General features: G+C 64.4%; 23 protein-coding genes. 5 read left to right on the top strand and 18 right to left on the bottom strand.

The annotated features are described in order from the left end of the window. Nucleotides 1–154: 154 nt before the first annotated feature. The 3 genes from fabA (at nt 155) to fabI (ending at nt 2882) form a co-directional block, all read left to right on the top strand. Nucleotides 155–676, top strand: coding sequence for a bifunctional 3-hydroxydecanoyl-ACP dehydratase/trans-2-decenoyl-ACP isomerase (gene fabA, locus AB7290_RS00330; RefSeq protein WP_063980149.1), 522 nt, complete (start codon nt 155–157; stop codon nt 674–676). 42 nt (nt 677–718) lie between these two features. Then, nucleotides 719–1942: a beta-ketoacyl-ACP synthase I gene (gene fabB / locus AB7290_RS00325; RefSeq protein ID WP_071908918.1), complete on the top strand. Its 1224-nt coding sequence runs from the start codon at nt 719–721 to the stop codon at nt 1940–1942. A gap of 139 nt (nt 1943–2081) precedes the next feature. Next, complete coding sequence (fabI, locus tag AB7290_RS00320) at nt 2082–2882, top strand: enoyl-ACP reductase FabI (RefSeq protein ID WP_085405041.1); 801 nt, start codon at nt 2082–2084, stop codon at nt 2880–2882. Nucleotides 2883–2986: 104 nt separating this feature from the next. Here the strand turns inward: fabI and AB7290_RS00315 are convergent, their stop codons facing one another. From AB7290_RS00315 to AB7290_RS00295, 5 genes are all read right to left on the bottom strand, one after another. After that, complete coding sequence (locus AB7290_RS00315) at nt 2987–3583, bottom strand: glutathione S-transferase family protein (RefSeq protein WP_085405042.1); 597 nt, start codon at nt 3581–3583, stop codon at nt 2987–2989. 116 nt (nt 3584–3699) lie between these two features. Further along, nucleotides 3700–4503, bottom strand: coding sequence for a hypothetical protein (locus tag AB7290_RS00310; protein WP_354077244.1), 804 nt, complete (start codon nt 4501–4503; stop codon nt 3700–3702). A gap of 19 nt (nt 4504–4522) precedes the next feature. Continuing rightward, the gene (locus tag AB7290_RS00305) at nt 4523–5338 is read right to left on the bottom strand and encodes a hypothetical protein (protein ID WP_441253345.1); all 816 of its coding nucleotides are present in this window, start codon (nt 5336–5338) and stop codon (nt 4523–4525) included. Nucleotides 5339–5449: 111 nt separating this feature from the next. Beyond that, nucleotides 5450–5914 (bottom strand): GNAT family N-acetyltransferase, encoded by a 465-nt coding sequence (locus AB7290_RS00300; RefSeq protein WP_085405045.1) that lies wholly within the window; start codon nt 5912–5914, stop codon nt 5450–5452. A gap of 77 nt (nt 5915–5991) precedes the next feature. Next, the gene (locus AB7290_RS00295) at nt 5992–6918 is read right to left on the bottom strand and encodes a hydrogen peroxide-inducible genes activator (protein WP_028150571.1); all 927 of its coding nucleotides are present in this window, start codon (nt 6916–6918) and stop codon (nt 5992–5994) included. Between the two features lie 114 nt (nt 6919–7032). On the opposite strand from AB7290_RS00295, the gene katG reads away from it, so the two are divergent. Beyond that, nucleotides 7033–9198, top strand: coding sequence for a catalase/peroxidase HPI (gene katG, locus AB7290_RS00290; RefSeq protein WP_085405046.1), 2166 nt, complete (start codon nt 7033–7035; stop codon nt 9196–9198). A 76-nt stretch (nt 9199–9274) separates the two neighbouring features. Here the strand turns inward: katG and pnp are convergent, their stop codons facing one another. The 8 genes from pnp to rimP all read right to left on the bottom strand — a co-directional run bounded on the left by pnp (nt 9275) and on the right by rimP (nt 19641). Then, on the bottom strand, nt 9275–11431 hold the full coding sequence (gene pnp, locus AB7290_RS00285; protein WP_085405047.1) for a polyribonucleotide nucleotidyltransferase: 2157 nt from the start codon (nt 11429–11431) through the stop codon (nt 9275–9277). 375 nt (nt 11432–11806) lie between these two features. After that, a complete protein-coding gene (gene rpsO / locus AB7290_RS00280; protein ID WP_008131787.1) occupies nt 11807–12076 on the bottom strand; it encodes a 30S ribosomal protein S15 in 270 nt (89 codons plus the stop codon). A 2-nt stretch (nt 12077–12078) separates the two neighbouring features. Then, nucleotides 12079–13197, bottom strand: a complete 1119-nt coding sequence (truB, locus tag AB7290_RS00275) for a tRNA pseudouridine(55) synthase TruB (RefSeq protein ID WP_063980141.1) — start codon at nt 13195–13197, stop codon at nt 12079–12081. Then, nucleotides 13194–13625, bottom strand: a complete 432-nt coding sequence (rbfA, locus tag AB7290_RS00270) for a 30S ribosome-binding factor RbfA (protein ID WP_028150575.1) — start codon at nt 13623–13625, stop codon at nt 13194–13196. Before rbfA ends, truB begins: the two co-directional genes overlap by 4 nt. Nucleotides 13626–13781: 156 nt before the next feature. Beyond that, the gene (infB, locus tag AB7290_RS00265; protein ID WP_071908927.1) at nt 13782–16490 is read right to left on the bottom strand and encodes a translation initiation factor IF-2; all 2709 of its coding nucleotides are present in this window, start codon (nt 16488–16490) and stop codon (nt 13782–13784) included. 72 nt (nt 16491–16562) lie between these two features. After that, the gene (locus AB7290_RS00260) at nt 16563–17246 is read right to left on the bottom strand and encodes an RNA-binding protein (protein ID WP_063980138.1); all 684 of its coding nucleotides are present in this window, start codon (nt 17244–17246) and stop codon (nt 16563–16565) included. A gap of 23 nt (nt 17247–17269) precedes the next feature. After that, the gene (gene nusA / locus AB7290_RS00255) at nt 17270–18880 is read right to left on the bottom strand and encodes a transcription termination factor NusA (protein ID WP_085405048.1); all 1611 of its coding nucleotides are present in this window, start codon (nt 18878–18880) and stop codon (nt 17270–17272) included. A 2-nt stretch (nt 18881–18882) separates the two neighbouring features. After that, the gene (gene rimP / locus AB7290_RS00250; RefSeq protein ID WP_063980137.1) at nt 18883–19641 is read right to left on the bottom strand and encodes a ribosome maturation factor RimP; all 759 of its coding nucleotides are present in this window, start codon (nt 19639–19641) and stop codon (nt 18883–18885) included. A 383-nt stretch (nt 19642–20024) separates the two neighbouring features. Here rimP and AB7290_RS00245 point away from each other — a divergent pair, with 383 nt between their 5' ends. After that, nucleotides 20025–21107: a DUF2336 domain-containing protein gene (locus AB7290_RS00245; protein WP_071908931.1), complete on the top strand. Its 1083-nt coding sequence runs from the start codon at nt 20025–20027 to the stop codon at nt 21105–21107. Here the strand turns inward: AB7290_RS00245 and AB7290_RS00240 are convergent. The 5 genes from AB7290_RS00240 to AB7290_RS00220 all read right to left on the bottom strand — a co-directional run bounded on the left by AB7290_RS00240 (nt 21104) and on the right by AB7290_RS00220 (nt 26416). Then, nucleotides 21104–21814 (bottom strand): tRNA (guanine(46)-N(7))-methyltransferase TrmB, encoded by a 711-nt coding sequence (locus tag AB7290_RS00240; RefSeq protein ID WP_085405049.1) that lies wholly within the window; start codon nt 21812–21814, stop codon nt 21104–21106. The genes AB7290_RS00245 and AB7290_RS00240 overlap by 4 nt on opposite strands. Then, nucleotides 21811–22968 (bottom strand): M20 family metallopeptidase, encoded by a 1158-nt coding sequence (locus AB7290_RS00235; RefSeq protein ID WP_085405050.1) that lies wholly within the window; start codon nt 22966–22968, stop codon nt 21811–21813. Before AB7290_RS00235 ends, AB7290_RS00240 begins: the two co-directional genes overlap by 4 nt. Nucleotides 22969–23054: 86 nt before the next feature. Further along, nucleotides 23055–23468 (bottom strand): helix-turn-helix domain-containing protein, encoded by a 414-nt coding sequence (locus AB7290_RS00230; protein ID WP_008131807.1) that lies wholly within the window; start codon nt 23466–23468, stop codon nt 23055–23057. A 219-nt stretch (nt 23469–23687) separates the two neighbouring features. Beyond that, nucleotides 23688–25301 (bottom strand): apolipoprotein N-acyltransferase, encoded by a 1614-nt coding sequence (lnt, locus tag AB7290_RS00225; protein WP_085405051.1) that lies wholly within the window; start codon nt 25299–25301, stop codon nt 23688–23690. Next, entirely contained in the window at nt 25298–26416 is a 1119-nt protein-coding gene (locus AB7290_RS00220; protein ID WP_085405052.1) for a hemolysin family protein, read from the bottom strand. The genes lnt and AB7290_RS00220 overlap by 4 nt, the downstream gene beginning before the upstream one ends. Between the last annotated feature and the right edge of the window lies 1 nt (nt 26417).

The raw sequence follows: 26417 nt of genomic DNA, 5'->3' as shown, positions 1-26417 counted from the left end.
TATGGCGCAGCCGGGCATTGAGGCCCGGCCCGCAGTCCATCCTGGCTCGTGGCAGCCGCGCCTGATGACGGGAATTGGCGCGGCTTTCCGAACGAAACGGGGCCCATTTTCGCCAGAAACGCCGCTCAATCGGGATTTGAACAGAGGCTTCCGCATGCTGAACAGGCGCAACGGCTACGAATACGAAGATCTGCTGGCATGTGGCCGCGGCGAAATGTTCGGCCCGGGCAATGCCCAGCTGCCGCTGCCGCCGATGCTCATGTTCGACCGCATCGCGGAAATCAACGACAATGGCGGGGAGTTCGGCAAGGGAATGGTGCGGGCCGAGCTCGACGTGAAGCCCGACCTCTGGTTCTTCGGCTGCCACTTCAAGAACGATCCCGTCATGCCCGGCTGCCTCGGCCTCGATGCGCTGTGGCAAATGGTCGGCTTCTATTTGGGCTGGAGCGGCGGTGAAGGGCGCGGCCGCGCGCTTGGCCTGAACGAGCTGAAGTTCAGCGGCCAGGTGCTGCCCGAGGCCCGTAAGGTTGTGTACAACATCGATATCAAGCGCGTGATGCGTTCAAAGCTGGTGCTCGGCATCGCCGACGGATGGCTTTCGGTCGATGACCAGATTATCTATCGCGCGAAGGATCTGAAGGTCGGCCTGTTCAAGCAGGGCGTGAGCCTGGGCTGAGCGCATCACATCAAGAAAGACAACGATTTAGGCGAGGCTGTCATGAGGCGGGTTGTGGTCACCGGGATGGGTATCGTCTCGTCCATCGGAAACAACACCCAGGAAGTGCTTGCGAGCCTTCACGAGGCGAAGTCAGGTATTTCGCGGGCTGAAAAATATGCCGAACTCGGTTTCCGTTCGCAGGTGCAAGGTGCGCCGACGATCGATCCTGCGACGGTCGTCGACCGGCGTGCGATGCGCTTCCTCGGCCAGGGCGCGGGGTGGAATCACATCGCGATGGAGCAGGCGATCCAGGATTCCGGTCTGTCGCCCGAAGAAATCTCCAACATCCGCACCGGCATCATCATGGGTTCCGGCGGCCCGTCGGCACGCACTATCGTCGAATCCGCCGACATCACCCGCACCAAGGGGCCGAAGCGCGTCGGACCGTTTGCCGTGCCGAAGGCGATGTCGTCCACGGCCTCCGCGACGCTCGCGACCTGGTTCAAGATCAAGGGCGTGAACTATTCGATCTCCTCGGCCTGCGCGACGTCGAACCATTGCGTCGGCAACGCCTACGAGACGATCCAGATCGGCAAGCAGGACATCATTTTCGCCGGCGGCTGCGAGGAGCTGGACTGGTCGCTCTCGGTGCTGTTCGACGCCATGGGCGCGATGTCGTCGAAGTACAACGATACGCCCGCCACCGCCTCGCGTCCCTATGACGTCAACCGCGACGGCTTCGTCATTGCCGGCGGCGCCGGCGTGCTGGTGCTGGAAGAGCTTGAACATGCCAAGGCGCGCGGCGCGCGCATTTACGGCGAGATCGTCGGCTACGGCGCGACGTCGGACGGCTACGACATGGTCGCGCCCTCCGGTGAAGGCGCCGAGCGCTGCATGCGCATGGCGATGTCGACGGTGAAGACCAAGGTCGATTACATCAATCCGCACGCGACCTCGACGCCGGCCGGCGATCCGCCGGAGATCGACGCGCTCCGTCGCGTGTTCGGTGCCGGCGAGAAGTGCCCGCCGATCTCGGCGACCAAGGCGCTGACCGGTCACTCGCTGGGCGCAACCGGTGTGCAGGAGGCGATCTACTCGCTGCTGATGATGAACAACGGCTTCATCTGCGAGAGCGCTCACATCCAGGAGCTCGATCCCGTGTTCGCCGACATGCCGATCGTGCGCAAGCGCATCGACAACGTCAAGATCGGCACCGTGCTGTCGAACTCCTTCGGCTTCGGCGGCACCAACGCCACGCTGGTGTTCAGCCGGCTGGATGTGTGACGTCATTGCGGACGCACTGATAGTTTTTTCGTCATGGCCGGGCTCGTCCCGGCCATCCACGTCTTTGCTACCGGTTGCGGAAGAACGTGGATGCCCGGGACAAGCCCGGCCATGACGGAGAGCGGAGAGTAATTGCGAGATGGAAGGACTGATGAAAGGCAAGCGCGGTCTGATCATGGGCATCGCCAATGATCATTCGATCGCCTGGGGCATGGCGAAGGCGCTGCATGCCCACGGTGCCGAGCTTGCCTTCACCTTCCAGGGCGAGGCGCTGGGCAAGCGCGTCAAGCCATTGGCGGAGCAGCTCGGCGTGGAATTGGTGCTGCCTTGCGACGTCGAGGACATTGCCAGCGTTGATACGACCTTCGCCGTGCTGCGCGAGAAATGGGGCAAGCTCGATTTCGTCATCCACGCCATCGGCTTTGCCGACAAGAACGAGCTGAAGGGCCGCTACGCCGACACCAGCCGCGAGAATTTTTCGCGCACCATGGTGATCTCCTGCTTCTCGTTCACTGAGGTCGCAAAACGCGCCGCCGAGCTGATGACGGAGGGCGGCAGCATGATCACGCTGACCTTCGGCGCCTCTGAGCGCGCGATGCCGAACTACAACGTGATGGGTGTCGCCAAGGCGGCGCTGGAAGCTTCCGTGCGCTACCTCGCCTCCGATTTCGGACCGCGCGGCATCCGCGTCAACGCCATCTCCGCAGGCCCCATCCGTACGCTCGCCGGCTCGGGCATCGGCGAGGCGCGTGCGATGTTCGGCTTCATGCAGAAACATTCGCCGCTCCGCCGCGGCGTCACGCTCGACGAGCTCGGCGGCTCGGCGCTGTATCTGTTGTCGGATCTCTCCGGCGGCGTGACCGGCGAGATCCACTATGTCGATTCCGGCTACAACGTCATCCTGATGCCGAGGCCGGACGACCTGAAATCGTCAGAGTAGTTCGTAGGGTGGGCAAAGGCGCACTTGCGCCGTGCCCACCATTTCTCCCCGATCGCGCAGAGGTGGTGGGCACGCTCCGCTTTGCCCACCCTACGAGAGTTGGTTTATCCCGCCGCGATCTTCTCCGCGCTCTGGAACGCCGGCCGCGCCATGCAGCGCGCGAGATAGGCATCGAAGGCCGGGCGGGACGGCACCATCTTGAACAGGCGGACGGCGAAGTTCAGGCCGGAGCCGACCGTGATGTCGGCTGCCGAAAATTCCTCGCCGAGGATCCACGGTCCCTTCGCGAGCGCAGCTTCCAGCACGTCGAACACCTGCGTGGCGCTGCCCCAGGCCGCGGTCGAGGTCGGGATCTCGATCTTGGTGAAGATCTGGATGATGGCAGGCTCGATGCAGCCTGGCGAAAAGAACAGCCATTGCAGATAGCGCGCACGACGCGGATCGGTTACCGCGGGCGCGAGCTTCGCTTCGGGATAGCGGTCGGCGATGTAGGCGCAGATCGCGGCGGCCTCGCCGAGCGCGGCATCGCCGTCGGCGAGCGCCGGCACCTTGCCCATCGGATTGACCTTGAGGAAATCCGGCGCCTTCTGCGCGCCGGTCGAGATGTCGGTCAGCACGCGCTCATAGGGCAGGCCGCTCTCTTCCATCAGCCAGAGCGTCGTGAACGAGCGCGAACGGGGCGACCAATAGAGCTTGATCATGGCGAGAACTTTCCATTGGCGTAACGGCGGGCGAGGGCAGATTCATTGCGTGTTTGCGCCCGATGCGCAACGCACTATGCCTAGATGGATGCGCCGTTCTGCGAGCGATATCTTGGTCAACGTGACGGCGACGGACGTTGCAGCAGGGCCGGCAGCGTCTTGTCGAGACTCTTCGTCAGCATCGTGCGTACCCCGTCGCGCAGCACCGGGTTGTTGACTGCGTCCGCCGGCTTCTCCGGAAACATCGCGTGATCCAGCTCGCTCGACGGACCGCCGAGCGGATTGTGCAGCAAGCGCTCCACGTACGTGTCCTCGGTCATCAAGGCGGGTGCCTCCTTGATCAACGCGAAGGTGGTACCGTCATAGACCCGGATGTACATCATCGCGAAGAGATGGACTGGCCCACCGTAAGGGTATTGTGAGATACCGATGCCGGATTCCCGATGCGTTCCGTGATTCCGGTGGACGACGATGTAGCGCTCACACCGCAGTTTGGGCGCGAGGAAGCGAACGAAGTTTCCGATGTCGGTCGCTGCGCTGTAAAAAAACGGATGCTGCTTTTCGCGACCACCGGACTTGAGCTCTTCGACGGTGTAGGGAATTCTCTTCACGGAACTGCCGGCCGCAGCGGCGCGAACGCGCGAGACGACGAGGTCGTCGAGCGCCCACGCCGCAATCGAGACCCGCGCACGTTTGTCCATGAACGTGAAAGGCCCGAACTTCTCGACCACGAATAGGTCACCGCCGACCGGTATCACGCCGATTTGGCACGGGCCGCTTTCAACCGGTCCGCTTGGCTTGACGCCTGCCGGTTTCTTGATCGCGGGCTTGACCACTTCCGGCTTTGGCGCCGGTTGCACCTGCCCGCCTGTCGGCGACAGCAGCGCGTATGATACCAATGCGGCGGCAAGCAGATTCATCGTCGTACGCCAACGCGCCTTATTGCGCGAAATACGGCGGCAAGATCTTGTCCAGCCGTTTGGTCAGGAAGTCGCGGGTGGTATCGCGCAGGGCGGTGTTGCTGGCGGCGTCCGCGGCCGTCTCCGGAAACATGGACTTGTCCACCTTCTGCAGAAGTTCGTTCGAAACGAAGTTGTCTGCCATATGCTTCATGACACCTTCGAACGTTACGGCGGGGCCCTTCATGATTTCGAAGGTGCGGCCATCGACCCATGTCACGCCGATATAGGCGAAGACATATGCATATGAGATGAGACCAACGCCCCGGCTGAAGATGCCGACGCCGCTGAGCGACTGATTGGTCCCGTCAAGCTGTCCTTCGCTGCGCATGACGACGAGATAGCGCTCGCAACCGGCATTGCCCGCGACCTGTCGGATCAGGTTCGACAGCTCTTCGCGCCGATTGCGGAACAGGCCGGATTTGGGGTGATAGTAGGAATCGAGCGCGCCCTTGGCGTAAGTGATCCGTCGCACCGGCGTGTTGCCTGCTGCGGCCCGCACCCGGGCAAAGACAAGATCGTCAAGGCCCCAGGATACCGGGACTTCTGCATAGTCGTTGCCGAACACGGTCAGACCGATCTTCTGGACGACAAAGATGTCCCCGGTCCCCGCAATCACGCCGACGCCGCAAGGACCGGCAGTCGCCGGCTCCGCAGGCTTGGCTGTCGCCTTCGGCTTCGTCGTCGCTTTCTTGGCTGTCGGCTTTGCCTGTGGTGTGGTCTGAGCGGCGGGAGCGGTGGTTGCGGGAGGGGTTTGCGCTGCTGCCGAAGTCAGGAAGGACAGCAGGATGAGCACCGGGGCAGCAAGTCGAAACATGGATTCCAAGGATCAGAGGCGGGAGGTCATCGGATACGCCACACTAGGGTGGGATCGTGACAACCGCAAGCTGCAGCCCGGGATCGCTGTCTATCCGGTGAGCCGCGGCCGCCTCCACCGATAATACTTCATCACGAACCCATTCGACGGCTCGATCTCTTCCTTCTCGAATACAAACCCTTCGCGCTCGTACCAGCGCCAGGCTTTCTCGTTCTCGCGCACGCAGCGCAGGTACATCTCGTCGGGCATTTGCGTGCGCGTGAAGGCCAGCAGCTTCCGCCCGAGCGATTGCCCCTGATAGGCAGGGCCGACGAACAGCATGTCGAGATAGAGTTTTGGCAGATGCAGCGCCAGCATGGCGGCGATCGTGCCGTTGTCGTCGGCGACGAACAGGCTCCAGCCGTTCTCGATCTCGCGCCTGATGCGCGCGCGCAGATTTGCCAACAGGAACTCACTCGCCTCGGCGAGGCCGGTCGAGACCCAGCTTTCCATCCAGACGCGGCCGATCTCGTCATATTCGTCGGCGCGGGCGGGGCGGATGACGGGATCAGACATTGGCGCTCTCAGTTCGATCTGCCCGCCTTGCGCGGGGGCTCGCTTGAGTGATCCCGGCTATTCAGGAAAATTCCCGCCTACCCACGTTGGCCGCGCGTGGCTTGCCGCGGGCGCGCCTTGCCGGCCGACAGGCACACCACCTCGGAGATCTGCAGCAGCTGCCGCGCCAGCGGGCTGGTCTTGCGCCAGACCATGCCGATGGTGCGCGAGGGCTCGGGATCGCGGAAGCGCGACAGCGAGACCGAGGCCGATCGCGTCTCCACCGACACCGCCATTTCCGGGATCAAGGTGACGCCGATGCCGGCGCTGACCATCTGGACCAGCGTCGACAGCGAATTCGCATCCAGCATCTCGCGCGGCGGCGCCGATTGCATGTTGCAGAACGACAGCGCCTGATCGCGGAAGCAGTGCCCCTCTTCGAGCAGCAGCAGCCGCATCTCGCGCATCATCTCGCGCGATGGCACCGGCGTGCCTTCGTCGGAGCCCGGCCGCACCAGCAGGAATTTCTCGTCGAACAGCGCGACCTCGGTGAGCGAAGGCTCGGACACCGGCAGTGCGACGATGGCGGTGTCGAGCCGGCCTTCCACCAGTTCCTGGATCAGCCGCGGCGTCATCGTCTCGCGCACGCGGATGTCGAGCTCCGGATGCATGCGCGTGAGATTCTTGGTGATCTTCGGCAGCAGATAGGGCGCGATCGTCGGGATCATGCCGATCCGCAGCCGGCCCGCAAACCGGTCCTGTGACGCGCGCGCGAAATCGCCGAGCTCATCGACCGAGCGCAGGATGTCGCGGACGCGCGGTGCGAGCTCCTCGCCGAACCGGGTCAGCGCCACCTGCCGGGCGCTGCGCTCCAGCAGCAGGCCGCCGAGCGCCTCCTCCAGTTCCTTGATCTGCATCGACAGGGCCGGCTGGGAGATCGAGCTTGCCTCCGCCGCGCGGCCGAAATGGCCGTGACGCGCCAGCGCGTCGAAATATCTGAGCTGGCGCATCGTCACGTTGGCCATCAGAAAATCCTATCGCAGCGATCATTAAAGTCAACTTCCCCTGATCGAATGCGAAGCCTAGAGTAATTCTACCTGGTCAAAGGCGCGAGTTCGACGCCACCAGAGGAGGTATTCATGGATGACACTTCGAAGTGCCCGTTTTCGGGCGGAAAACCCACGCGCGTGAACCGCGACTGGTGGCCGACCCAGCTCAGCATCGAGATGCTGCACAAGAATTCGACCCTGTCCGACCCGATGGGCAAGGAGTTCGACTATGCCAAGGAGTTCAAGTCGCTCGACCTGAATGCCGTCATCAAGGACCTGACGGCTCTGATGACGGACTCGCAGGAATGGTGGCCTGCCGATTTCGGCCACTATGGCGGCCTCATGATCCGCATGGCCTGGCACAGCGCGGGCACCTATCGCACCACGGACGGCCGCGGTGGCGCCGGTGCCGGTCAGCAGCGTTTCGCACCGCTGAACAGCTGGCCCGACAACGCCAATCTCGACAAGGCGCGCCGTCTGCTCTGGCCGATCAAGCAGAAATACGGCCGCAAGATCTCCTGGGCCGATCTGATGGTGCTCGCCGGCAACGTCGCGCTGGAATCGATGGGCTTCAAGACCTTCGGCTTCGCCGGCGGCCGCGCCGACGTGTGGGAGCCGGAAGAGCTCTATTGGGGTCCTGAAGGCACGTGGCTGGGCGACGAGCGCTACAGCGGCGAACGCCAGCTCGCCGAGCCGCTCGGCGCGGTGCAGATGGGCCTGATCTACGTCAATCCGGAAGGCCCGAACGGCAAGCCTGACCCGGTCGCCGCGGCCAAGGACATCCGCGAGACGTTCGCCCGCATGGCGATGAACGACGAGGAAACCGTCGCGCTGATCGCCGGCGGCCACACCTTCGGCAAGACCCACGGCGCGGGCGATCCGTCGCTGGTCGGTCCGGAGCCGGAAGCGGGCGCGCTCGAGGATCAGGGCCTCGGCTGGAAGAGCAAGTACGCTTCCGGCCAGGCGGGCGATTCCATCACCAGCGGTATCGAGGTGACATGGACGACGACGCCGACGAAGTGGAGCAACAACTTCTTCGAGAACCTGTTCAAGTACGAATGGGAGCTGACGAAGAGCCCGGGCGGTGCGAATCAGTGGACGGCCAAGGGTGCCGACGCGATCATTCCTGATGCCTTCGACAAGTCGAAGAAGCACCGGCCGACGATGCTGACGACCGACCTCTCGCTGCGTCTCGATCCGGCCTACGAGAAGATCTCGCGTCGCTTCTTCGAAAACCCGGATCAGTTCGCGGACGCCTTTGCCCGCGCCTGGTTCAAGCTCACCCACCGCGATATGGGTCCGATTCAGCGCTATCTCGGCCCGCTGGTGCCGAAGGAAACGCTGATCTGGCAGGATCCGATTCCGAAGGTGAACCACGAGCTGGTCGGCGACCAGGACATCGCTGCGCTGAAGACCAAGATACTGGCTTCGGGCCTCTCGGTCTCCGAGCTGGTCTCGACCGCCTGGGCGTCGGCTTCGACGTTCCGCGGCTCCGACAAGCGCGGCGGCGCCAACGGCGCGCGCATCCGTCTGGCCCCGCAGAAGGATTGGGAGGTGAACCAGCCGGCTCAGCTCTCCAAGGTTCTCGGCAAGCTCGAAGCGATCCAGAAGGACTTCAACGCATCGGCAGGTGCGAAGAAGGTCTCGCTCGCCGACCTCATCGTCCTCGGCGGTTCTGCCGCGGTCGAGAAGGCCGCGAAGGATGCCGGCGTTGACGTGAAGCTTGGCTTCACGCCGGGCCGCATGGATGCTTCGCAGGAGCAGACCGACGCGGAATCCTTCGCCCCGCTGGAGCCGCGGGCCGATGGCTTCCGCAACTACGTCGGCAAGAAGCATCAGTTCCTGCAGCAGGAGGAAGCTCTTGTCGATCGCGCGCAGCTGCTGAAGCTGTCCGGTCCCGAGCTGACCGCGCTCGTCGGCGGTCTGCGTGTGCTCGGCGCCAATGCGGGCGGTTCGAAGCACGGCGTCTTGACCTCGAAGGTCGGAACGCTGAGCAACGACTTCTTCATCAACCTGCTCGACATGAGCGCGCAGTGGACGCCGGCGGCTGACGGCACCTACGAGGCCCGCGACCGCAAGACCAACGCGGTGAAGTGGACCGGCACGCGCGCCGACCTGATCTTCGGTGCGCACTCGCAGCTCCGCGCCTTCGCCGAGGTCTATGCCTCGTCGGACGCCAAGCAGCAGTTCGTGCAGGACTTCGCCAAGGCCTGGACCAAGGTGATGAACCTCGACCGGTACGACCTCGCGGCCTGATCCCCGGGCTTAAGCAAGCGACAAACAAAAAGGGCGGCCGCGAGGCCGCCCTTCGTGTTTCTGATGTGCGGATCGATTACTCGCCGGCGGCTTCGCGCGGGGTCTTCTCGCCGTCGCCGCCCTTGCCTTCGAGGTCTTCGCCGGTGGTCTGGTCGACCACCTTCATCGACAGCCGGGTCTTGCCGCGGTCGTCGAAGCCGAGCAGCTTGACCTTGACCTTGTCGCCTTCCTTGACGACGTCGGAGGTCTTCTGCACGCGCGCCGAAGCGAGCTGGCTGATGTGGACGAGGCCGTCCTTGGAACCGAAGAAGTTCACGAAGGCGCCGAACTCCATCACCTTGACGACGGTGCCGTCATAGATCTGGCCGACTTCCGGATCGGAGGCGATCGACTTGATCCACTTGATCGCGGCCTTCATCGCCTCGCCATCGGAGGAGGCGACCTTCACGGTGCCGTCGTCCTCGATGTTGACTTTGGCGCCGGTCTTCTCGACGATCTCGCGGATCACCTTGCCGCCGGTGCCGATCACTTCGCGGATCTTGTCGGTGGCGATCTTGAAGGTCTCGATGCGCGGCGCGTACTCGCCGAGCTCGGCGCGGGCGTTGGTGAGCGCCTTGGCCATTTCACCGAGGATGTGGATACGGCCATCCTTGGCCTGACCGAGCGCCACCTTCATGATCTCTTCGGTGATGCCCTCGATCTTGATGTCCATCTGGAGCGAGGTGATGCCTTGCTCGGTACCGGCGACCTTGAAGTCCATGTCGCCGAGATGGTCCTCGTCACCGAGGATGTCCGAGAGAACCGCGAAGCGCTTGTCTTCGAGGATCAGGCCCATCGCGATGCCCGCGGTCGGCCGCTTCAACGGCACGCCGGCATCCATCAGCGCCAGCGAAGCGCCGCAGACCGAAGCCATCGAGGACGAGCCGTTCGACTCGGTGATCTCCGACACCACGCGCGTGGTGTAGGGGAACTCGTGATGCGGCGGCAGCACCGGGTGGATCGCGCGCCAGGCGAGCTTGCCGTGGCCGATCTCGCGACGCTTGGTGCCGCCGAGGCGGCCGGTCTCACCGACCGAGTAGGGAGGGAAGTTGTAGTGCAGCAGGAACGTCTCTTTGTACGTTCCGGACAGCGCGTCGATGTACTGCTCGTCCTCGCCGGTGCCGAGCGTGGTCACGACCAGCGCCTGGGTCTCGCCGCGGGTGAACAGCGCCGAGCCGTGGGCACGGGGCAGCACGCCGACTTCGGCGATGATGTTGCGCACGGTCTTGGAATCGCGGCCGTCGATGCGCTTGCCGGTGTCGAGGATGTTCCAGCGAACGATCTTCGCTTCCAGCTCCTTGAACACGCCGCCGATGCGCAGCTTGTCGTATTTCGGCTCCTGGCCTTCGGGGAAGTAGTGAGCGATCACCTTTTCCTTGACCTTGCCGACCGCGGCGTAGCGATCCTGCTTGATCGGAATGGCATAGGCGGCGCGCAGCTCCTGCTCGACGAGGCCGAGCATTTCCTTCTCGAGCGCCGAATTGTCGATGACGGTGACTTCGCGCGGCTCCTTGGCAGCCTTCTCGGCCAGCTCGATGATCGCGTTGATCACCGGCTGGAAGTGGCGGTGACCGAACATCACGGCGCCGAGCATCACCTCTTCGTTGAGCTCCTTGGCTTCCGATTCCACCATCAGCACGGCGTCGGCGGTGCCGGCGACGACGAGGTCGAGCTGGGTGTCGACCATCTCGTCGAGCGTCGGGTTGAGGATGAACTCGTCATTGGCGAAGCCGACGCGCGCTGCGCCGATCGGGCCCTTGAAGGGCGCGCCGGACAGGGTCAGCGCAGCCGATGAGGCCACCAGCGCCACGATATCGGGATCGTTCTCCATGTCGTGCGACAGCACGGTGACGATCACCTGGGTCTCGTTGCGCCAGCCGTCGACGAACAGCGGACGGATCGGACGGTCGATCAGGCGGGAGACCAGCGTCTCCTTCTCGGTCGGACGACCCTCGCGCTTGAAATAGCCGCCGGGAATGCGGCCGGCTGCGTAGGTCTTCTCCTGGTAGTCGACCGTCAGCGGCAGGAAGTCGACGCCTTCGCGCGGCGCCTTCGCCGCGACGACGGTGGCGAGCACCACGGTCTCGCCATAGGTGGCGACGACGGCGCCGTCGGCCTGACGTGCGATCTTGCCGGTTTCGAGCTTGAGAGGGCGTCCACCCCAGTCGATCTCGACTGAATGCTTATTGAACATAGATGTCTTCTTTCATGGGTTCTCGAAAGAAGGACGGCCCGAAAAACAAAAACCATGCGCAAGATTGCGGGACGTTGATCGAAGCGGGCGATCAGCGTCCTGCGATCCTGCCATGGTTTTCGGATTTCGGATGGCGTCCATCCTTTCGGGTCATACGGGCGCCTTGCCCGTTGTGCCCAGCCGCCGGATTGCTGCTGAACTGTCAGTCGGCACGAACGCGAACACCGGATTGCGGTCCTCGCCCATCGTGCCCGGGTGCTAGCCGTCAACGGCTCGCACCCGACGCGCACGCAGCCTCGATCAAAAACCTTTAAACAAACGCTTTCGCTCGAAACCGCGCACGAAAACGCGCGCCAGTGGCGCGCGCAGGAACACTTAACGACGAATGTTGTGCTTCTCGAGCAGCGCCTTGTAACGCGCCTCGTCCCTCTTCTTGAGGTAGTCGAGCAGCGAGCGGCGGGTCGAAACCAGCTTCAAGAGGCCGCGACGCGAATGGTTGTCCTTCACGTGGGTCTTGAAATGGTTGGTGAGGTTGTTGATGCGTTCCGACAGGATCGCGACCTGAACCTCCGGCGAGCCGGTGTCGCCGGCCTTGTTGGCATTCGTCTTGATGACTTCCGCTTTGCGTTCTGCGGCAATCGACATCGTCAATTTCTCTCGTTGCGACCGGTGCTGGCAGTCAGACCGGTCAGGTTGAACACACGCTTGGGGATGATTTCGCCGTTGCCGACTTCAGCAAGCGCCAATAGACGGCCTGCCACCGTGACATAGACTGTGCCGCTACTAGTGGGCGCATCCCGTCCGCGCAATAAAACGGCCTGGCCCCGATGGAGCCTTGCCGCATCAGCCCGAGTGACGGCCAGTGCCGGGATGTCGTCCAGCGCGGTCTCAACGGGCATAAGCGCGTCGGCGAGGCTGCCCTCGCCGGACGCGGCTCTATCGCATAAAGCCTCCAACTGATCCAGCGGAATCATGTCGTTCTCGTCAAATGGGCCGACCAGGGTCCGCCGCAGCGCGCAGATGTGGCCGTAAGTGCCGAGAATCCGGCCCATATCGCGGGCCAGCGCCCGGACATAGGTGCCCTTGCCGCACTCCGCCTCGAACACTGCCCGGTCGCTATCCGGTTGATCCACAAGGGTTAAATGATGAATTTCGACGGGACGGGGGGCCAGTTCCACAACCTCGCCGTCGCGGGCGAGGTCGTAGGCGCGCTCGCCCTGGACCTTGATCGCGGAATAGCGCGGCGGGATCTGCTCGATCACCCCGGTGAAGCGGGGCAGCAGGGCCAGGATGGCCTCCTGGGTCGGGCGCTGGTCGGAGGTCGCGGTGACCCGGCCCTCGATATCATCGGTGTCGCGCTCCTCGCCCCAGCACACGGTGAACTGGTAGCGCTTGCGGCCGTCCATCACGAAGGGAACGGTCTTGGTGGCCTCGCCGAGCGCAATCGGCAGGCCGCCGGAGGCGAGCGGGTCGAGCGTGCCGGCGTGTCCCGCGCGCTTGGCGTTGAACAGGCGCTTGAGCACGGCGACGGCTTGCGTCGAGGTCATGCCAATCGGCTTGTCGAGCACGACCCAGCCATGGACGTCGCGGCGGTCGCGGCGCGGCTGGTTGCCCTTCTGCTTGTTGGCGCGGGGATCGTTGTTGACGCGGCGCGGCTCCTGATGCGGCTGGGAATCGCCGCCGAGATCCGCAAAATTATTTTTCTGCACGTCGCGCTGATCGGTCTCTTCGCCGCCGATCGTGCCGTGAGCCGGGTCCATCGTCATCGCTCTTCTTCCCGATCCGAATCCGGATCCTGTTCCAGGTCCTTCTGCACCGCAGGTGTTCGCAAAAGCTTCTCGATCCGTTCCGCTTCGTCGAATCGTTCGTCGACGCGGAAACGAAGGTCAGGTGCAAATTTCAGGTTAACGCGCCGCGCGACTTCGCCGCGCAGGAATTTCTTGTTGCGCTCGAGCGCAGCGATGATGACCTCGGTGTCGCGGCCACCGAGCGGCATCACGTAAACCGTTGCGAGCTTCAGGTCGGGCGACATCCGAACCTCCGGCACGGTGATGATGTGACCTTCGAGGTCCGCATCATGCACATTGCCTTGCGCCAGAATCTCGGCCATCGCGTGGCGAACCTGCTCGCCGACACGCAACTGGCGTTGCGAGCCGCCCGGCGCGGAACTTTTCTTCTGATGGTGGCGGGGCATGGTTGAAAATCACCTCGTCGTGCCCGCGTTTGGGACACGAGCATTGTCATTTGTCCTGTTGAAACGAATGCGGCGCGGATGGCCGGAATAAATCCGGCCATCGCACTCCCGCAATTTCAGCTCAAAAAGATCCGGGCGCTTCGGTAAGATTTGGACTTACAGGGAGCGCTGGATCGTCTCCACGCGATAACACTCGATCACGTCACCGGCACGCATGTCGTGGTAGTTCTCGAAGGCCATACCGCATTCCTGACCGGACTGCACTTCCTTCACTTCGTCCTTGAAGCGCTTCAGCGTCGACAGCTTGCCTTCATGTACGACGACATTGTCGCGGATCAGGCGCACATTGGCGCCGCGTTCCACGGTGCCGTCGGTGACGCGGCAGCCGGCGACCTTGCCGACCTTGGAGATGTTGAAGATCTCCAGGATCGCGGCATTGCCCAGCATGGTTTCGCGCAAGGTCGGCGCGAGCAGGCCGCTCATCGCCTTCTTCACGTCGTCCACGAGGTCGTAGATGATGTTGTAGTAGCGGATCTCGATGCCGTTGCGCTTGGCGGCCGCAGCCGCCTCCTTGTTGGCACGAACCGAGAAGCCGATGATCGCGGCGTTGAAGCCTTCCGCGAGCGTCACGTCCGATTCCGAGATGCCGCCGACGCCGGCATGCAGGATGCGGGCTGCGACTTCGTCGGTGCCGAGCTTCTCCAGCGAGCCGAGGATCGCTTCGAGCGAGCCCTGCACGTCGGCCTTGATGATCAGCGGGAATTCCTTGCGGCCCGCCGTCTTCAATTGCGACATCATCTGCTCGAGCGAGCCGCGCATGCCGGAGATCGAGGCAGCCGCGTTCTCGCGCTTCTGGTGCGCGCGATAGCTGGTGACCTGGCGGGCGCGGGCTTCGTTCTCGACCACCGCGAGACGATCGCCGGCCTCCGGCGGACCGTTGAAGCCGAGCACCTCGACCGGAACCGAAGGACCGGCCTCATGCACCGTCTCGCCCTGATCCGAGATCAGCGCGCGGACGCGGCCCATCTCGGCGCCGGCGACAATGATGTCACCGACACGAAGCGTGCCGCGCTGGACCAGCACGGTCGCGACCGGGCCACGGCCGCGATCGAGCTTGGCTTCGATCACGGTGCCTTCGGCCGGACGCTCCGAATTGGTCTTCAAGTCGAGGATGTCGGCCTGGAGCGCGATCATCTCGAGCAGCTTGTCGAGATTGGTCTTGTTCTTGGCTGACACTTCGACGTCGACGACTTCGCCGCCGAAGGATTCGACCTGCACCTCGTGCTGGAGCAGCTCGGTGCGCACGCGCTCGGGCTTCGCATCGGGCTTGTCGATCTTGTTGATGGCAACGATGATCGGCACCCGCGCCGCCTTGGCGTGGTTGATGGCTTCGATCGTCTGCGGCATGACGCCGTCATCGGCAGCAACCACCAGCACGACGATGTCGGTCACCTTGGCGCCGCGGGCGCGCATCGCGGTGAACGCGGCGTGGCCGGGCGTGTCGATGAAGGTGATCTTCTTGCCGCTTTCGGGCGACAGCACCTGATAGGCGCCGATATGCTGGGTGATGCCGCCGGCTTCGCCGGAGACAACGTTGGCATGGCGGAGCGCGTCGAGCAGCGAGGTCTTGCCGTGGTCGACGTGACCCATCACGGTCACGACGGGCGAACGCGTCTCGGTGTCGGTGGAATCGTCGGTGGCGTCGAACAGGCCTTCTTCAACGTCGGACGCGGCAACGCGCTTGACGGTGTGACCAAGCTCTTCGGCGATCAGCTGCGCAGTGTCGGCGTCGATCACGTCGGTGATCTTGTGAATCGCGCCCTGTTTCATCAGCATGCGGATGATTTCCACCGCGCGCTCGGCCATGCGGTTGGCGAGCTCCTGGATGGTGATCGCTTCCGGAATGACCACCTCGCGGATGAGCTTTTCCTTCGGCTCGTTCGCGGCATGGCCCTTCAGGCGCTGAGTGCGGCGGCGGAACGAGGCGATCGAGCGCTCGCGCACGTCGTCGGCATTGAATGCGGTCACGACCGTCAGGCGACCGCGCTCCTTCTGCGGGCCGGGTTTGTGGGTGGGCTTGGGGGCTACCACGGGACGCGCGGCGCCGCCGGGACCGCGACGGATCTGGCGCGGACCATCGTCCTCGTCCGGTCCGGCTGCGACCGCGGGAGCGCGACCCAACGGGCCGCCTCCCGGCCTTGCGGTGGTCGTTCCAGGGCGCGCGGTGGTTGTTCCCGGGCGCGCCGTGGTCGTGGTGGTGCCGGGGCGTGCTGCGGGCGCGCCAGGACGTGGCGCGGGAGCGGCCGGGGCGGCAGTTGCAGGGCGCGCGGCTGACGCCGGCTGTTCGCCTTCGCCAAAACGCTTCTTGGCCTCGGTTTCGGCCTTGCGCTTGGCTTCCTCTTCGTGGCGGTGGCGCTCATCCTCGGCCTTGCGGCGGGCCTCGGCGGCTTCGCGCTCGACGCGTTCGGCGGCTTCGCGGACAGCGCGGCGCTGGGCTTCGTCTTCGGCCTGGCGGCGCTCTTCGACTTCGCGCACCTTGGCGTCGGCCAGCGCGCTGGCGCGGGCGGAACGTTCGTCCTCGGTCAGCGTGCGCAGCACCACGCCGGAGCCGGCGTTGCGCGGCGGAGCCGGGCGTGCCGGAGCGGGAGCAGGCGCGGCCGGTGCCGGCTTTGCAACAACCGCGGGAGCTTGCGGTTCGGGGCTGCCGTCGACGCGGCGCTTGCCGCGCTTCTCGACCACGACCTGCTTGCTGCGGCCATGGCTGAAGCTCTGACGCACAGTGCCCGTTTCGACGCGCGGCTTGAGCGATAGCGTCTTGCTCGGAACGCTCAGCTTCTTGTCGTCAGGGGTCTTGGTATCAACCATTCAGCAGTCCTAATCCTGATCTTTGTTAACGTTGTGCGTTGCCGCACCGTCCTATCGGGTCGTCGTTGTCTCTCAGAAATCCTGGCCGGGCTTTTCGGCAGTCTTGTCATCGTCCGCCATCCGGTATCGGACCAGCATCTGGCTACGTGACAGGAATGACTTGCTCGCCGGGCCCGCGAGCAGGGCAGCATGTATCACATTTGACCGGGTAAGTGCCAAATCCAATTCTATCGATTTCAACGCAGTGACGACGGGAATCTGCGGCTTGGCGCCGCGATTCCCGTCATTTTGACGTGCCAGCATGTCCAATTTGCGGATTCCGTCCGCGGCCCCGTCGCTGGCATGGATCAGGACCTCGGCCGTGCCCTCCCGCAGGGCGCTTTCGACCTTGCCGAAGCCGGCCACAATCTGGCCCGCCTTGGCGGCAATCCCAAGGGCTTCCGTCACGCTCCGAACCAGGAGCGCCTCGATGTCGGCGGGAAGCGTCTGGGGAGTGCGCAGCTCGCGCTTGAAGGCTTTGCTAAATTGGTGACGCCGCACGGCTTCCGCAACCACCTCGCGCGAGGCGGTGACCCACATGCCGCGTCCGGGCAGCTTGCGCTTGAGATCGGGAACTATGTCGCCTTGCGGCGAAATGACGAAGCGGATCAGCTCGTCGATCGGCCGGACCTCGCGACTGACCGCGCACATCCGCATGGTCGCGGACCTTTCGGTCCGCGGTCCATGGTCGAGATCGTGGTCAGTATCTGCGAGCATCCGGGCGACATTCTCCTTCGTCCTTAAGCCGGCTGATCTTCGGTCGCCTCGGCCTCTTCGGCGGGCTTCGCGAGATCGGCTTCGGTGATCCAGCCGGCCTTGACGCGGGCCTGCATGATCATGGCTTCAGCATCGTCACGGGAGATCTCGATACCGTCGAGCGCACCCGGATATTTGGTCTGCTCGCCGCCTTCCTTGCGCTCGGTCCAGCCGACCAGGTCGTCGGTGGCGCAGCCGGCGAGGTCTTCGACGGTCTTGATGTCGTTCTCGCCGAATTTCACCAGCATCTTGGAGGTGACGCCCGGCACGTCCTTGACGGCGTCCTCGACACCGAGCTCCTTGCGCTTGGCCTCGATCTCGGCCTCCTGCTGCTCGAGATATTCGCGGGCACGGTTCTGGAGCTCTTGCGCGGTCTCCTCGTCGAAGCCTTCGATGCCGGCGAGTTCCTTGAGGTCCACCATCGCGAGTTCCTCGACCGAGGTGAAGCCTTCGGACGCCAGCAATTGGCCGACCACTTCGTCGACGTTGAGCGATTCCATGAAGACGCGGGTGGAGTTCTCGAAGTCGGCCTGGCGGCGCTCCGATTCCTCCTGCTCGGTCAGGATGTCGATGTCCCAGCCGGTGAGCTGCGAGGCCAGACGCACGTTCTGGCCGCGGCGGCCGATCGCCAGCGAGAGCTGGTTGTTGGTGTCGGGCACGACGACCTCGATGCGCTCGCGGTCTTCGTCGATGACGACCTTGGAGACTTCCGCCGGCGCCAGCGCGTTGACCACGAAGGTCGCGATGTCGGGCGACCACGGGATGATGTCGATCTTCTCGCCCTGCAGCTCGTTCACCACCGCCTGCACGCGCGAGCCGCGCATACCGACGCAGGCGCCGACCGGATCGACCGAGGAATCGCGGGAAATCACGCCGATTTTCGCGCGCGAGCCAGGATCGCGGGCCACCGCCTTGATCTCGACGATGCCGTCATAGATTTCAGGCACTTCCTGCGCGAACAGCTTCGCCATGAACTGCGGATGGGTGCGGGAGAGGAAGATCTGCGGGCCGCGGGTCTCGCGGCGGACGTCGAAGATGTAGGCGCGGACGCGGTCGCCGTTGCGGAACACTTCGCGCGGCAGCATCTCGTCGCGGCGGATGATGGCTTCACCGCGGCCGAGGTCGACGATCACGCTGCCATATTCGACGCGCTTGACGACGCCGTTGACGATGTCGCCGATGCGGTCCTTGAATTCCTGATATTGCCGGTCGCGCTCGGCCTCGCGCACCTTCTGCACGATCACCTGCTTGGCCGATTGCGCGGCGATGCGGCCATATTCCAGCGGCGGCAGCGTATCGGCGATGGTGTCACCGACCTGGGCGCCGGGATTGGCGCGCTGCGCATCCACCAGCGAGATCTGGTTGGAATGATTTTCGACCTTCTCGACCACCAGCATGTGGCGCGACAGCCGCAGCTCGCCCTTCTTCGGGTCGATCTCGGCATGAACGTCAGTCTCGCTGCCGTAACGTGCCCGTGCCGCCTTGGCGATGGCGTCTTCCATCGCCGCGATGACGATGCCGCGGTCGATCGATTTCTCGCGCGCGACGGCATCGGCGATCTGGAGCAATTCAAGTCGATTGGCGCTGACTGCCATGGCTAGTCTCCTTCGTCAGGCTCGATCTCGCCCCGCCGCGCGCGTTCGGCGGCCAGGCGGTGCTTCTTCGTATTGGTCGGTGCCGGCTTCTTTTTTTGCGGCTTGGTGTTCTTGGTGATCTTCGCACTGATTTCCGCGTGCGGTGCAGCCGGCGGCTCGATGCCGAGATCGCGGCGCATCTGGCGCTCCTCGGCCTTGCCGCGGCGCATGGATTCCGCGATCAGCTCGTCGGTCAGCACCAAGCGTGCCTCACCGATGTCTTCCATCGTCAGGAGAACGTCGGGATTATCGTTCGCCTTGACGTCGTCGCGATGCAGGTGCACGCGGTCGCCTTCGACGGCACCAAGCATGCCACGGAACCGCTTCCGCCCCTCATGGGCGACCGCCATGTCGATCTTCACCAGATAGCCGGAATAGCGCTCGAAATCCGAGCGGCGCACCAGCGGACGGTCGATCCCCGGCGAGGAGATTTCCAGCCGATAAGCGCGGTCGATGGGGTCCGCGACGTCGAGCACGGGCGACAGCGCCCGCGAGATCGCTTCGCAATCCTCGAGCTGCATCGAGCCGTCCGGCCGCTCGGCCATGATCTGCACGGTGCAGCCGGCCTCGCCGGAGATGCGGATCCGCACCAGGCGGTAGCCCATGCCCTCGAGCACCGGACCTGCGACCGCAGACACCCGTGCCGCCACGCCCGGCTCGACCACGAGCCTCGGCTCGGCCAGCAACTCGGCATCCGTGGAACCAGTGTTTGGTTCGGTCATATCAGGGGTCAAGGCGCTCGATGGTTAAGGCTTGGTTAAGACTTGAACAGATTAGGATTTGCAGAGCCTGTTTCGGAACTCTTTATCCCGGCAGCTCGCCGGGCCGCATATCTTCCACCAAGCCGCGCTCAGGTAATAAAAAAGAGCGGGTCCTTTCGGGCCCACTCTCACTACGCGGATCGTATGAGAAGATGAATTGGCGCTGATATAGCCCTTTCCGTCCTCCCGGACAAGGCCCATCGCGGGAAAGACGAGGCTTTTTGCGCCCGGCCTGTGGCCCCCCGCGCAACGCTTCCTTCATCTAGCAGGCCTAAATTCCCTGATTGTGGGGCGACTTGGACCAAGGGCGCACCCGCGGCGTGCCCTGTACGAGTTGCGTTTTCATGACCGCTGCCACGTCGCTCATTCCCGGACTGGACGAGATCGTCAAACGCGGCGACCCCCGGCGTCGCGGTGAGATCGCGCGCGCCATCGCCCAATTGTTCTTCCAGGACGCCGAGAAGCTCCGTCCCGATCTCGTCGATCTGTTCGACAATCTGCTGATCGATCTCGTTCCGCATGCCGAGCTTGCCTCGCGCGTCGACCTCGCCGAGCGCTTCTCGCGCCTGAACAATGCGCCGCCGCATCTGGTGAGCCAGCTCGCGCGCGAAAACGAGATCATGGTGGCGGGCCCCGTGCTGCGCCGCTCGCCGGTGCTCGACGACGCCGCTCTCGTCGAGATCGCGCGGCTGAAGGGCCAGGGCCATCTGCTGGCGATGACCGAGCGCCCCGCACTGTCGGCGGTCATCACCGACGTACTGGTCGAGCGCGGCGATCGCGACGTGGTGCGTCGCGCCGCGGGCAATGCCGGTGCGGTGTTCTCGCAAGGCAGCTATTCCGAGCTGATCAAACGTGCGTCGCAGGACGGCGTGCTGACGCTCAAGATCGGCCAGCGCAACGATCTCTCGGGCGAGCACCTGAAACAGCTGCTCGACGGCACGCTCGACGTCATCCGCCGCCGCCTCTCGAGCGTGGTCAATCCCGTGCGTCAGGTCGAGATCAAGCGCGCCATGGCGGCGATCGAGGAGGCCGCGCTGCCGCCGGGGCCGCGCCGCGATTTTTCGGATGCACAGCGCACGGTGTTGACCTTGCATCGCGAGGGGCATCTCGGCGAGAGCGCGCTGCTCGGCTTCGCCAAGGCGCTCAAATATGAGGAATCGATCGCCTCGCTCGCGGCGATGTCCGGTGTCCGCCTCTCGATCCTCGATCGCCTGGTCGCGGGCGACCGCTACGATCCGATTCTGATTCTGGGGCGCGTGCTCAATCTCGGCTGGCCCACGGTGCGCGCGCTGATCCTGATGTGGTACGGCCCGCATCGCACGCCGGCCGATGCCGATCTCGAGCAGGCGCGCGTGAACTTCACGCGCCTGATGCCGTCGACGGCCGAGCGCGTCGTGAAATTCTGGCGCAACCGCCAGACGATCTAGCGCCGCCTGAACCGCAGATATGTGGTCTTGCGCCCTTCGCGCGTGGCCTTCCGGCCGTAGCGCGTCATGGTGTAGCCCGCCCATGGCTGCCGGAAATCATCGGCGCATTCGGCGAGCCACTGAAAATCCGTCGACCGCGACAGATGCAGCAGCGTCCACGCGCAGTAATCGTCGATGTCGCAGACGAAACGGAATTCGCCGCCCGCCTTCAGCACGCGTGCCATCGCGGCGATGGTGCGGTCCTGGACGAAGCGCCGCTTCCAGTGCCGCCGCTTCGGCCAGGGATCGGGATGGATCAGGTCGATCCGCGACAGCGATGCCTGCGGCAGCCAGGCCAGCAGCTCGGCGGCATCGCCCGCGAACAGGCGGATGTTGCTGATGTTGGCGGCCTCGATCTGCGCGAGGATCTTTGCCATGCCGTTGACATAGGGCTCGCAGCCGATGAAGCCGGTCGTGGCGAAGGTCTGTGCCTCGGCCGCAAGATGCTCGCCGCCGCCGAAGCCGATCTCGAGCCGCACATCGTCGGCCGCGGGATCGAAGAGCTCGTTGGCATTCGCCGGCTTCTCGCCCTCGATGTCGAGTGAAAGATGCGGCAGCAGATGATCGATCAGCTCGGCCTGGTGCTGCCTGAGCTTGTGGCCCTTGCGGCGACCGAAGAAGGCGCGCTCGCTGTCATCGCGATCGGGATCTGATTTTCGTTCGCTCATCGCAGCGTCTGGTACAGGCGATGGAGCAGCCGCGCGCGGGGTTCGAGCGACGAGACGTAGATCTGCTCATAATGGGTGTGTGCGCCCTTGCCGTCGACGCCGAGTCCGTCGAGCGTTGCGGTGTGGGCGGCGGTGAAATTTCCATCCGAGCCGCCGCCGGTGTGGGTGTCGATCAGCTCGAAGCCGATCTCGGTGGCAAGCGACTTCGCATGCTCGTACAGCGAGGCGCCTGCATTGCTCTTCTCGTAGGGCGGACGGTTGAGCCCGCCCCTGACCTTGACGGTGACGCCATCCGTCTTCGATGTCAGCCCGAGGATCTTGCCGACGAACTCTTCCGCGTCGGCAAAGCTTGGCACGCGCAGGTCGACTTCGGCAAAGGCCTCTTCCGGCGTGACGTTGGGGCGCGTGCCGCCGCGCGCCACGCCGACATTCACCGTAACGCCGCGTGCCAGATCATTCATCGCTTCCAGCGCCAGGATGACGTTGGCAAGCTCGCGGATCGCGCTGCGGCCATCCTGGGGCCTCGTGCCGGCATGTGCGGGCACACCCTTGATGAATACTTCGAATCGTCCGACGCCCTTGCGTCCGGTGACGATCTTGCCGCCGTCGCGCGCGGGCTCCGTCACCAGCACGTATTTGGCCTTGCGCCCTTCCGCCTCGATCAGCGCGCGCGAGGTCGGGCTGCCGATCTCCTCGTCGGAGGTGAACAAATGGGTGATGCCGAGCGGCGAGCGATCGCCGGCGGCGCAGAGCGCGCGAAAGGCGTGATGGGCGATATAGGCGCCGCCCTTCATGTCGTAGATGCCGGGACCGAACGCGCTGTCGCCTTCGACCTTGAACGGCAGGCGCTCGATGAATCCCATCGGGTGAACGGTATCGAGGTGGCTCAGCACCAAAATGCCCGGCCGGTCCTGGCCCCAGGTCGAGCGTGCAGCGAGATGATCGCCGCAGCCATCGACGCCGGCGACGCGCTCGAGCGTAACCGGCAGATCGCGGTATTGCTCCGCGACCACGGAGATCAGCTTGTTGACCTGTTCAGGTGTGTCCGTCGGCGTCTCGATCTCCACCCAGCGGCGGATGCCATCGAGAATAGTTTGTGAATCGAACCAATTGGACTTGGTCATGAACGCATCTGTGCCTTTGAACCGCATCATCGAACAGGGCGCGCACCAAAAACGCGTCCGCAAATGACGACATAGGCCAGATTTGACGCAGTCTCAAATCGGATTGAGCCGTCGCGTCAGCGTTTGTCGGGACCTTCGCGGGCGGCGATCTGCTCGACGAGATCGACGATCGAGCGGCGCATCTTCGAATCAGTGATTCGGGTGAACGCCTTGGTCAGAGCGAGACCTTCGGAGGTCGCGAGGAAGTCCGAGACATAGGACGGCGAGGCGCCTTCGGCGAAGCCGTCCGGGCCGGCCACGCCGCTCGGTCCGCCCTCGAACAGGAACGACACCGGCACCTGCAAAATCTCGGCGATCTGCTGGATCCGGCTCGCGCCGACGCGATTCGTGCCCTTCTCGTACTTCTGGATCTGCTGGAAAGTCAGGCCCAAAGCTTCACCGAGCTTTTCCTGGCTCATGCCCAACATGATGCGGCGCATACGCACGCGGCTGCCGACATATTTGTCAACAGGGTTGGGCGCTTTCGACATTTCCTCAGCCTCCAAACATCACCTTCGGCGCAATCACAAGAATGCCTCCGGTGCCAGCAGCGTCAAAATCAAACCCTGTTATTGGGAAACATTGCGGAGAAATTTAGCAACGCCCACTGTCTTTTGCAGCCGGTGCAGAATGAGGAGGGCGCGTGCAGTCTGTCAACCGTGGGACTACGGTTGTCAAAGGATTCCGGTCGCGGCGGCCGCGAGGCGTGATCAGGGGTGCCGTTTGGCAACACGTCGGCGGACCGCCAGAAACACGGCCAGCGCAACGAGCATGGCTGCGGGCACGTCGCCCACCCGCGCATAGACGGTCGGCGGAATTGCGGCGGGCAGGTTTGCATCCAAAATGCCTTCGACGCCGAGGCCGAGGCTGGCAACGGTTCGTCCCACCGGATCGATCACCGCTGACACGCCGGTATTGGCGGACCGGACCAGCGGCAATCCGAGCTCGATTGCGCGCATCCGGGCCTGCTCGAGATGCTGATAGGGACCGGTCGATATGCCGAACCAGCCGTCATTGGTGAGATTCACGATCCAGCCCGGACGCTCATTGCGGCCGGCGACCTCGCCTGGAAAAATTGCTTCGTAACAGATCAGCGGCAGCGCGGGCGGCGCGCCGGGCACCGATAGCGCATGTCGCACGCTGCCCGGAATGAATCCGCCGCGCACGCGCGTGAGTTGCTCGAAGCCGAGCTTCTCCATCAAGTCCTGGTAGGGCAGGAATTCGCCGAACGGCACGAGGTGCAGCTTGTCGTAGACCGAGAGCACGCTGCCGTCGTGATCGATCACGTAGATCGAGTTATAGGCGCGCGTGATCGGCGTGCCCCGCGGCAGGTCGGGGGCGCGGACCGAGCCCGTGATCAGCACTGTGCCCTTCGGCAGCAATTCGGCGATCTGCGCCATCGCGTCGGCTTCGCGGGTCAGGAAGAACGGAAAGGCGGATTCCGGCCAGATCAGGATGGTGGCATCGCGCACGCCAGTGGATTGCGGCCCCGAGGCGCGGTCCGACAGCGCCAGGTATTTCTTCATCACCTCCGCCTTGGCGGCGTAGTTGAATTTCGCATCCTGCTGGAGGTCCGGCTGCATCAGGCGCAGCTTCGCGCCCGCGACCATCGTGGTCGGATGCAGCGACAGGCGGATCGCGCCGAAGACGCTCATGACAATCAGAAGTGCAATCGCAGCCGCCGGCGCGCGCCATGCCGGGCGGCGATCGGGCGTACGGTCGATCAGCGCCGCCGGGCTTGCGAAGATCGCGACGCTAAGGAACGTCATGCCCCACAGGCCGATCAGCGACGCCGTCTGCGCCAGCGGCAGCGGCTCCGACAGGGCATAGCCGAACGCGTTCCAGGGGAAACCGGTCAATGCGTGACCACGCAGCCATTCGGCGATGGTGAGACTTGCGGCGAGCGCGAGGATGCGCGTGGCATCCTTGGTCCAGAGCAGGCGGGCCAGCGCGAATCCGATCGCGGTGAAGATGGAGAGATAGGCCGGCAGGCCAAGCACGGCGAACGGCGTCAGCCACGCGAACACGTCGGCGTCGACGAAGAAGGCGTAGCCGATCCAGTAGAGGCCGGGGACGAAATAGCCGAGCCCGAACCAATAGCCCGTCAGTGCCGCGGCAGGGACGCCGCGATATCGTCCGGCGCCCGCGCCGTCGATCAGCCAGACCAGCACCGGGAAGGTGATGAACAGCACCGGAAAGACATTGAATGGCGCCAGCGCCAGCACCGACAGCGCACCGCATCCCATCGCGATGAGCGCACGCTTCCATCCCCAGGTGAGGATGATGGCAAGCGCAATCTGCCGAAACCGCTGGAACGGGCTCACTGCGAACCGGTCCCGTCGCTTGGCGGCGGGACGGGCGTGTCGCTGGAAGGCGGTTGACCGCTCTCCGGCGTGGCTTCGCGGCGGCGGCTCTCGCGCTGGGTACGCGGCGCGGGACGCTCCTTCCGTGTCGAGATGCGCAACCGCTTGACGCGGCGCGGATCGGCATCGAGCACCTCGATCTCGTAATTGCCGGGGCCGGAGATCACCTCGCCGCGCACCGGCAGGCGCCCGACGAAGCTGACGAGATAGCCGCCGAGCGTCTCGACTTCCTCACCCGCCTCGCCAGTGACAAAATCCTCGCCGATCACCGTGCGGACGTCGTCGAGGCTAGCGCGGGCGTCTGCAATGAAGGCGTTGTCGGGCAGGCGCACGATCGAGGGCGGCTCGTCGCTGTCATGCTCGTCGTCGATCTCGCCGACGATCTGCTCGACGATGTCCTCGAGCGAGACCAGTCCGTCGCTGCCGCCATATTCGTCGACCACCAGCGCCAGATGAATGCGCGTGGCCTGCATCTGCGCCAGCAAGTCGATCGCCCGCATCGACGGCGGCACGTAGAGCAGCTTGCGGATGATGCGCGCATCCTGCAGCGGTAACGCCAGGTCGACCGTACGCAGGTCGAGGCCGGCCGGCAGCGGCTTCTTGCGCTTGGTTTTCGTGGCCTCGGACACGCGTGCGCGCGCGGTCATGAAGGCGAGCAGATCGCGGATGTGGACGATGCCGATGGGGTCGTCCAGCGTCTCGTTGTAGACGACGAGGCGCGAATGGCCGGCGCTCTCGAAGCGGTCCATCAATTCGCCGAGCGGGATGTCGCGCTTCACCGCGATGATGTCGGCACGATGCACCATGACGTCGGCGATGCGGCGCTCGTGCAGGCCGAGGATGTTGCGCAACATGGTGCGCTCGACGGTCGAGAAGCCGGTGTCGTCCGGCGTCGTGGCATCGAGCACGACCTGGAGATCGTCGCGCACCGATCCCGCCTTCCAGCCGAACAGGGTGCGAATGGCACGCAGCAGCCAGCCTTCCGCGGTCGGCCGCATCACCTCGCCTGATGTCACCACGACCGGCAAATTGGCGGTATTGCGCGGATTGTCGTGAATAGGGTCGGAATCGGGCATC

Origin of the sequence: Bradyrhizobium sp. 613_E4_N2_2 (genome assembly GCF_052075995.1) — a bacterium.
In the GTDB taxonomy this organism is placed as follows: domain Bacteria; phylum Pseudomonadota; class Alphaproteobacteria; order Rhizobiales; family Xanthobacteraceae; genus Bradyrhizobium; species Bradyrhizobium barranii.
The sequence above is the reverse complement of the archived record's forward strand: the minus strand, read 5'-3'. Positions and strand labels throughout refer to the sequence as shown.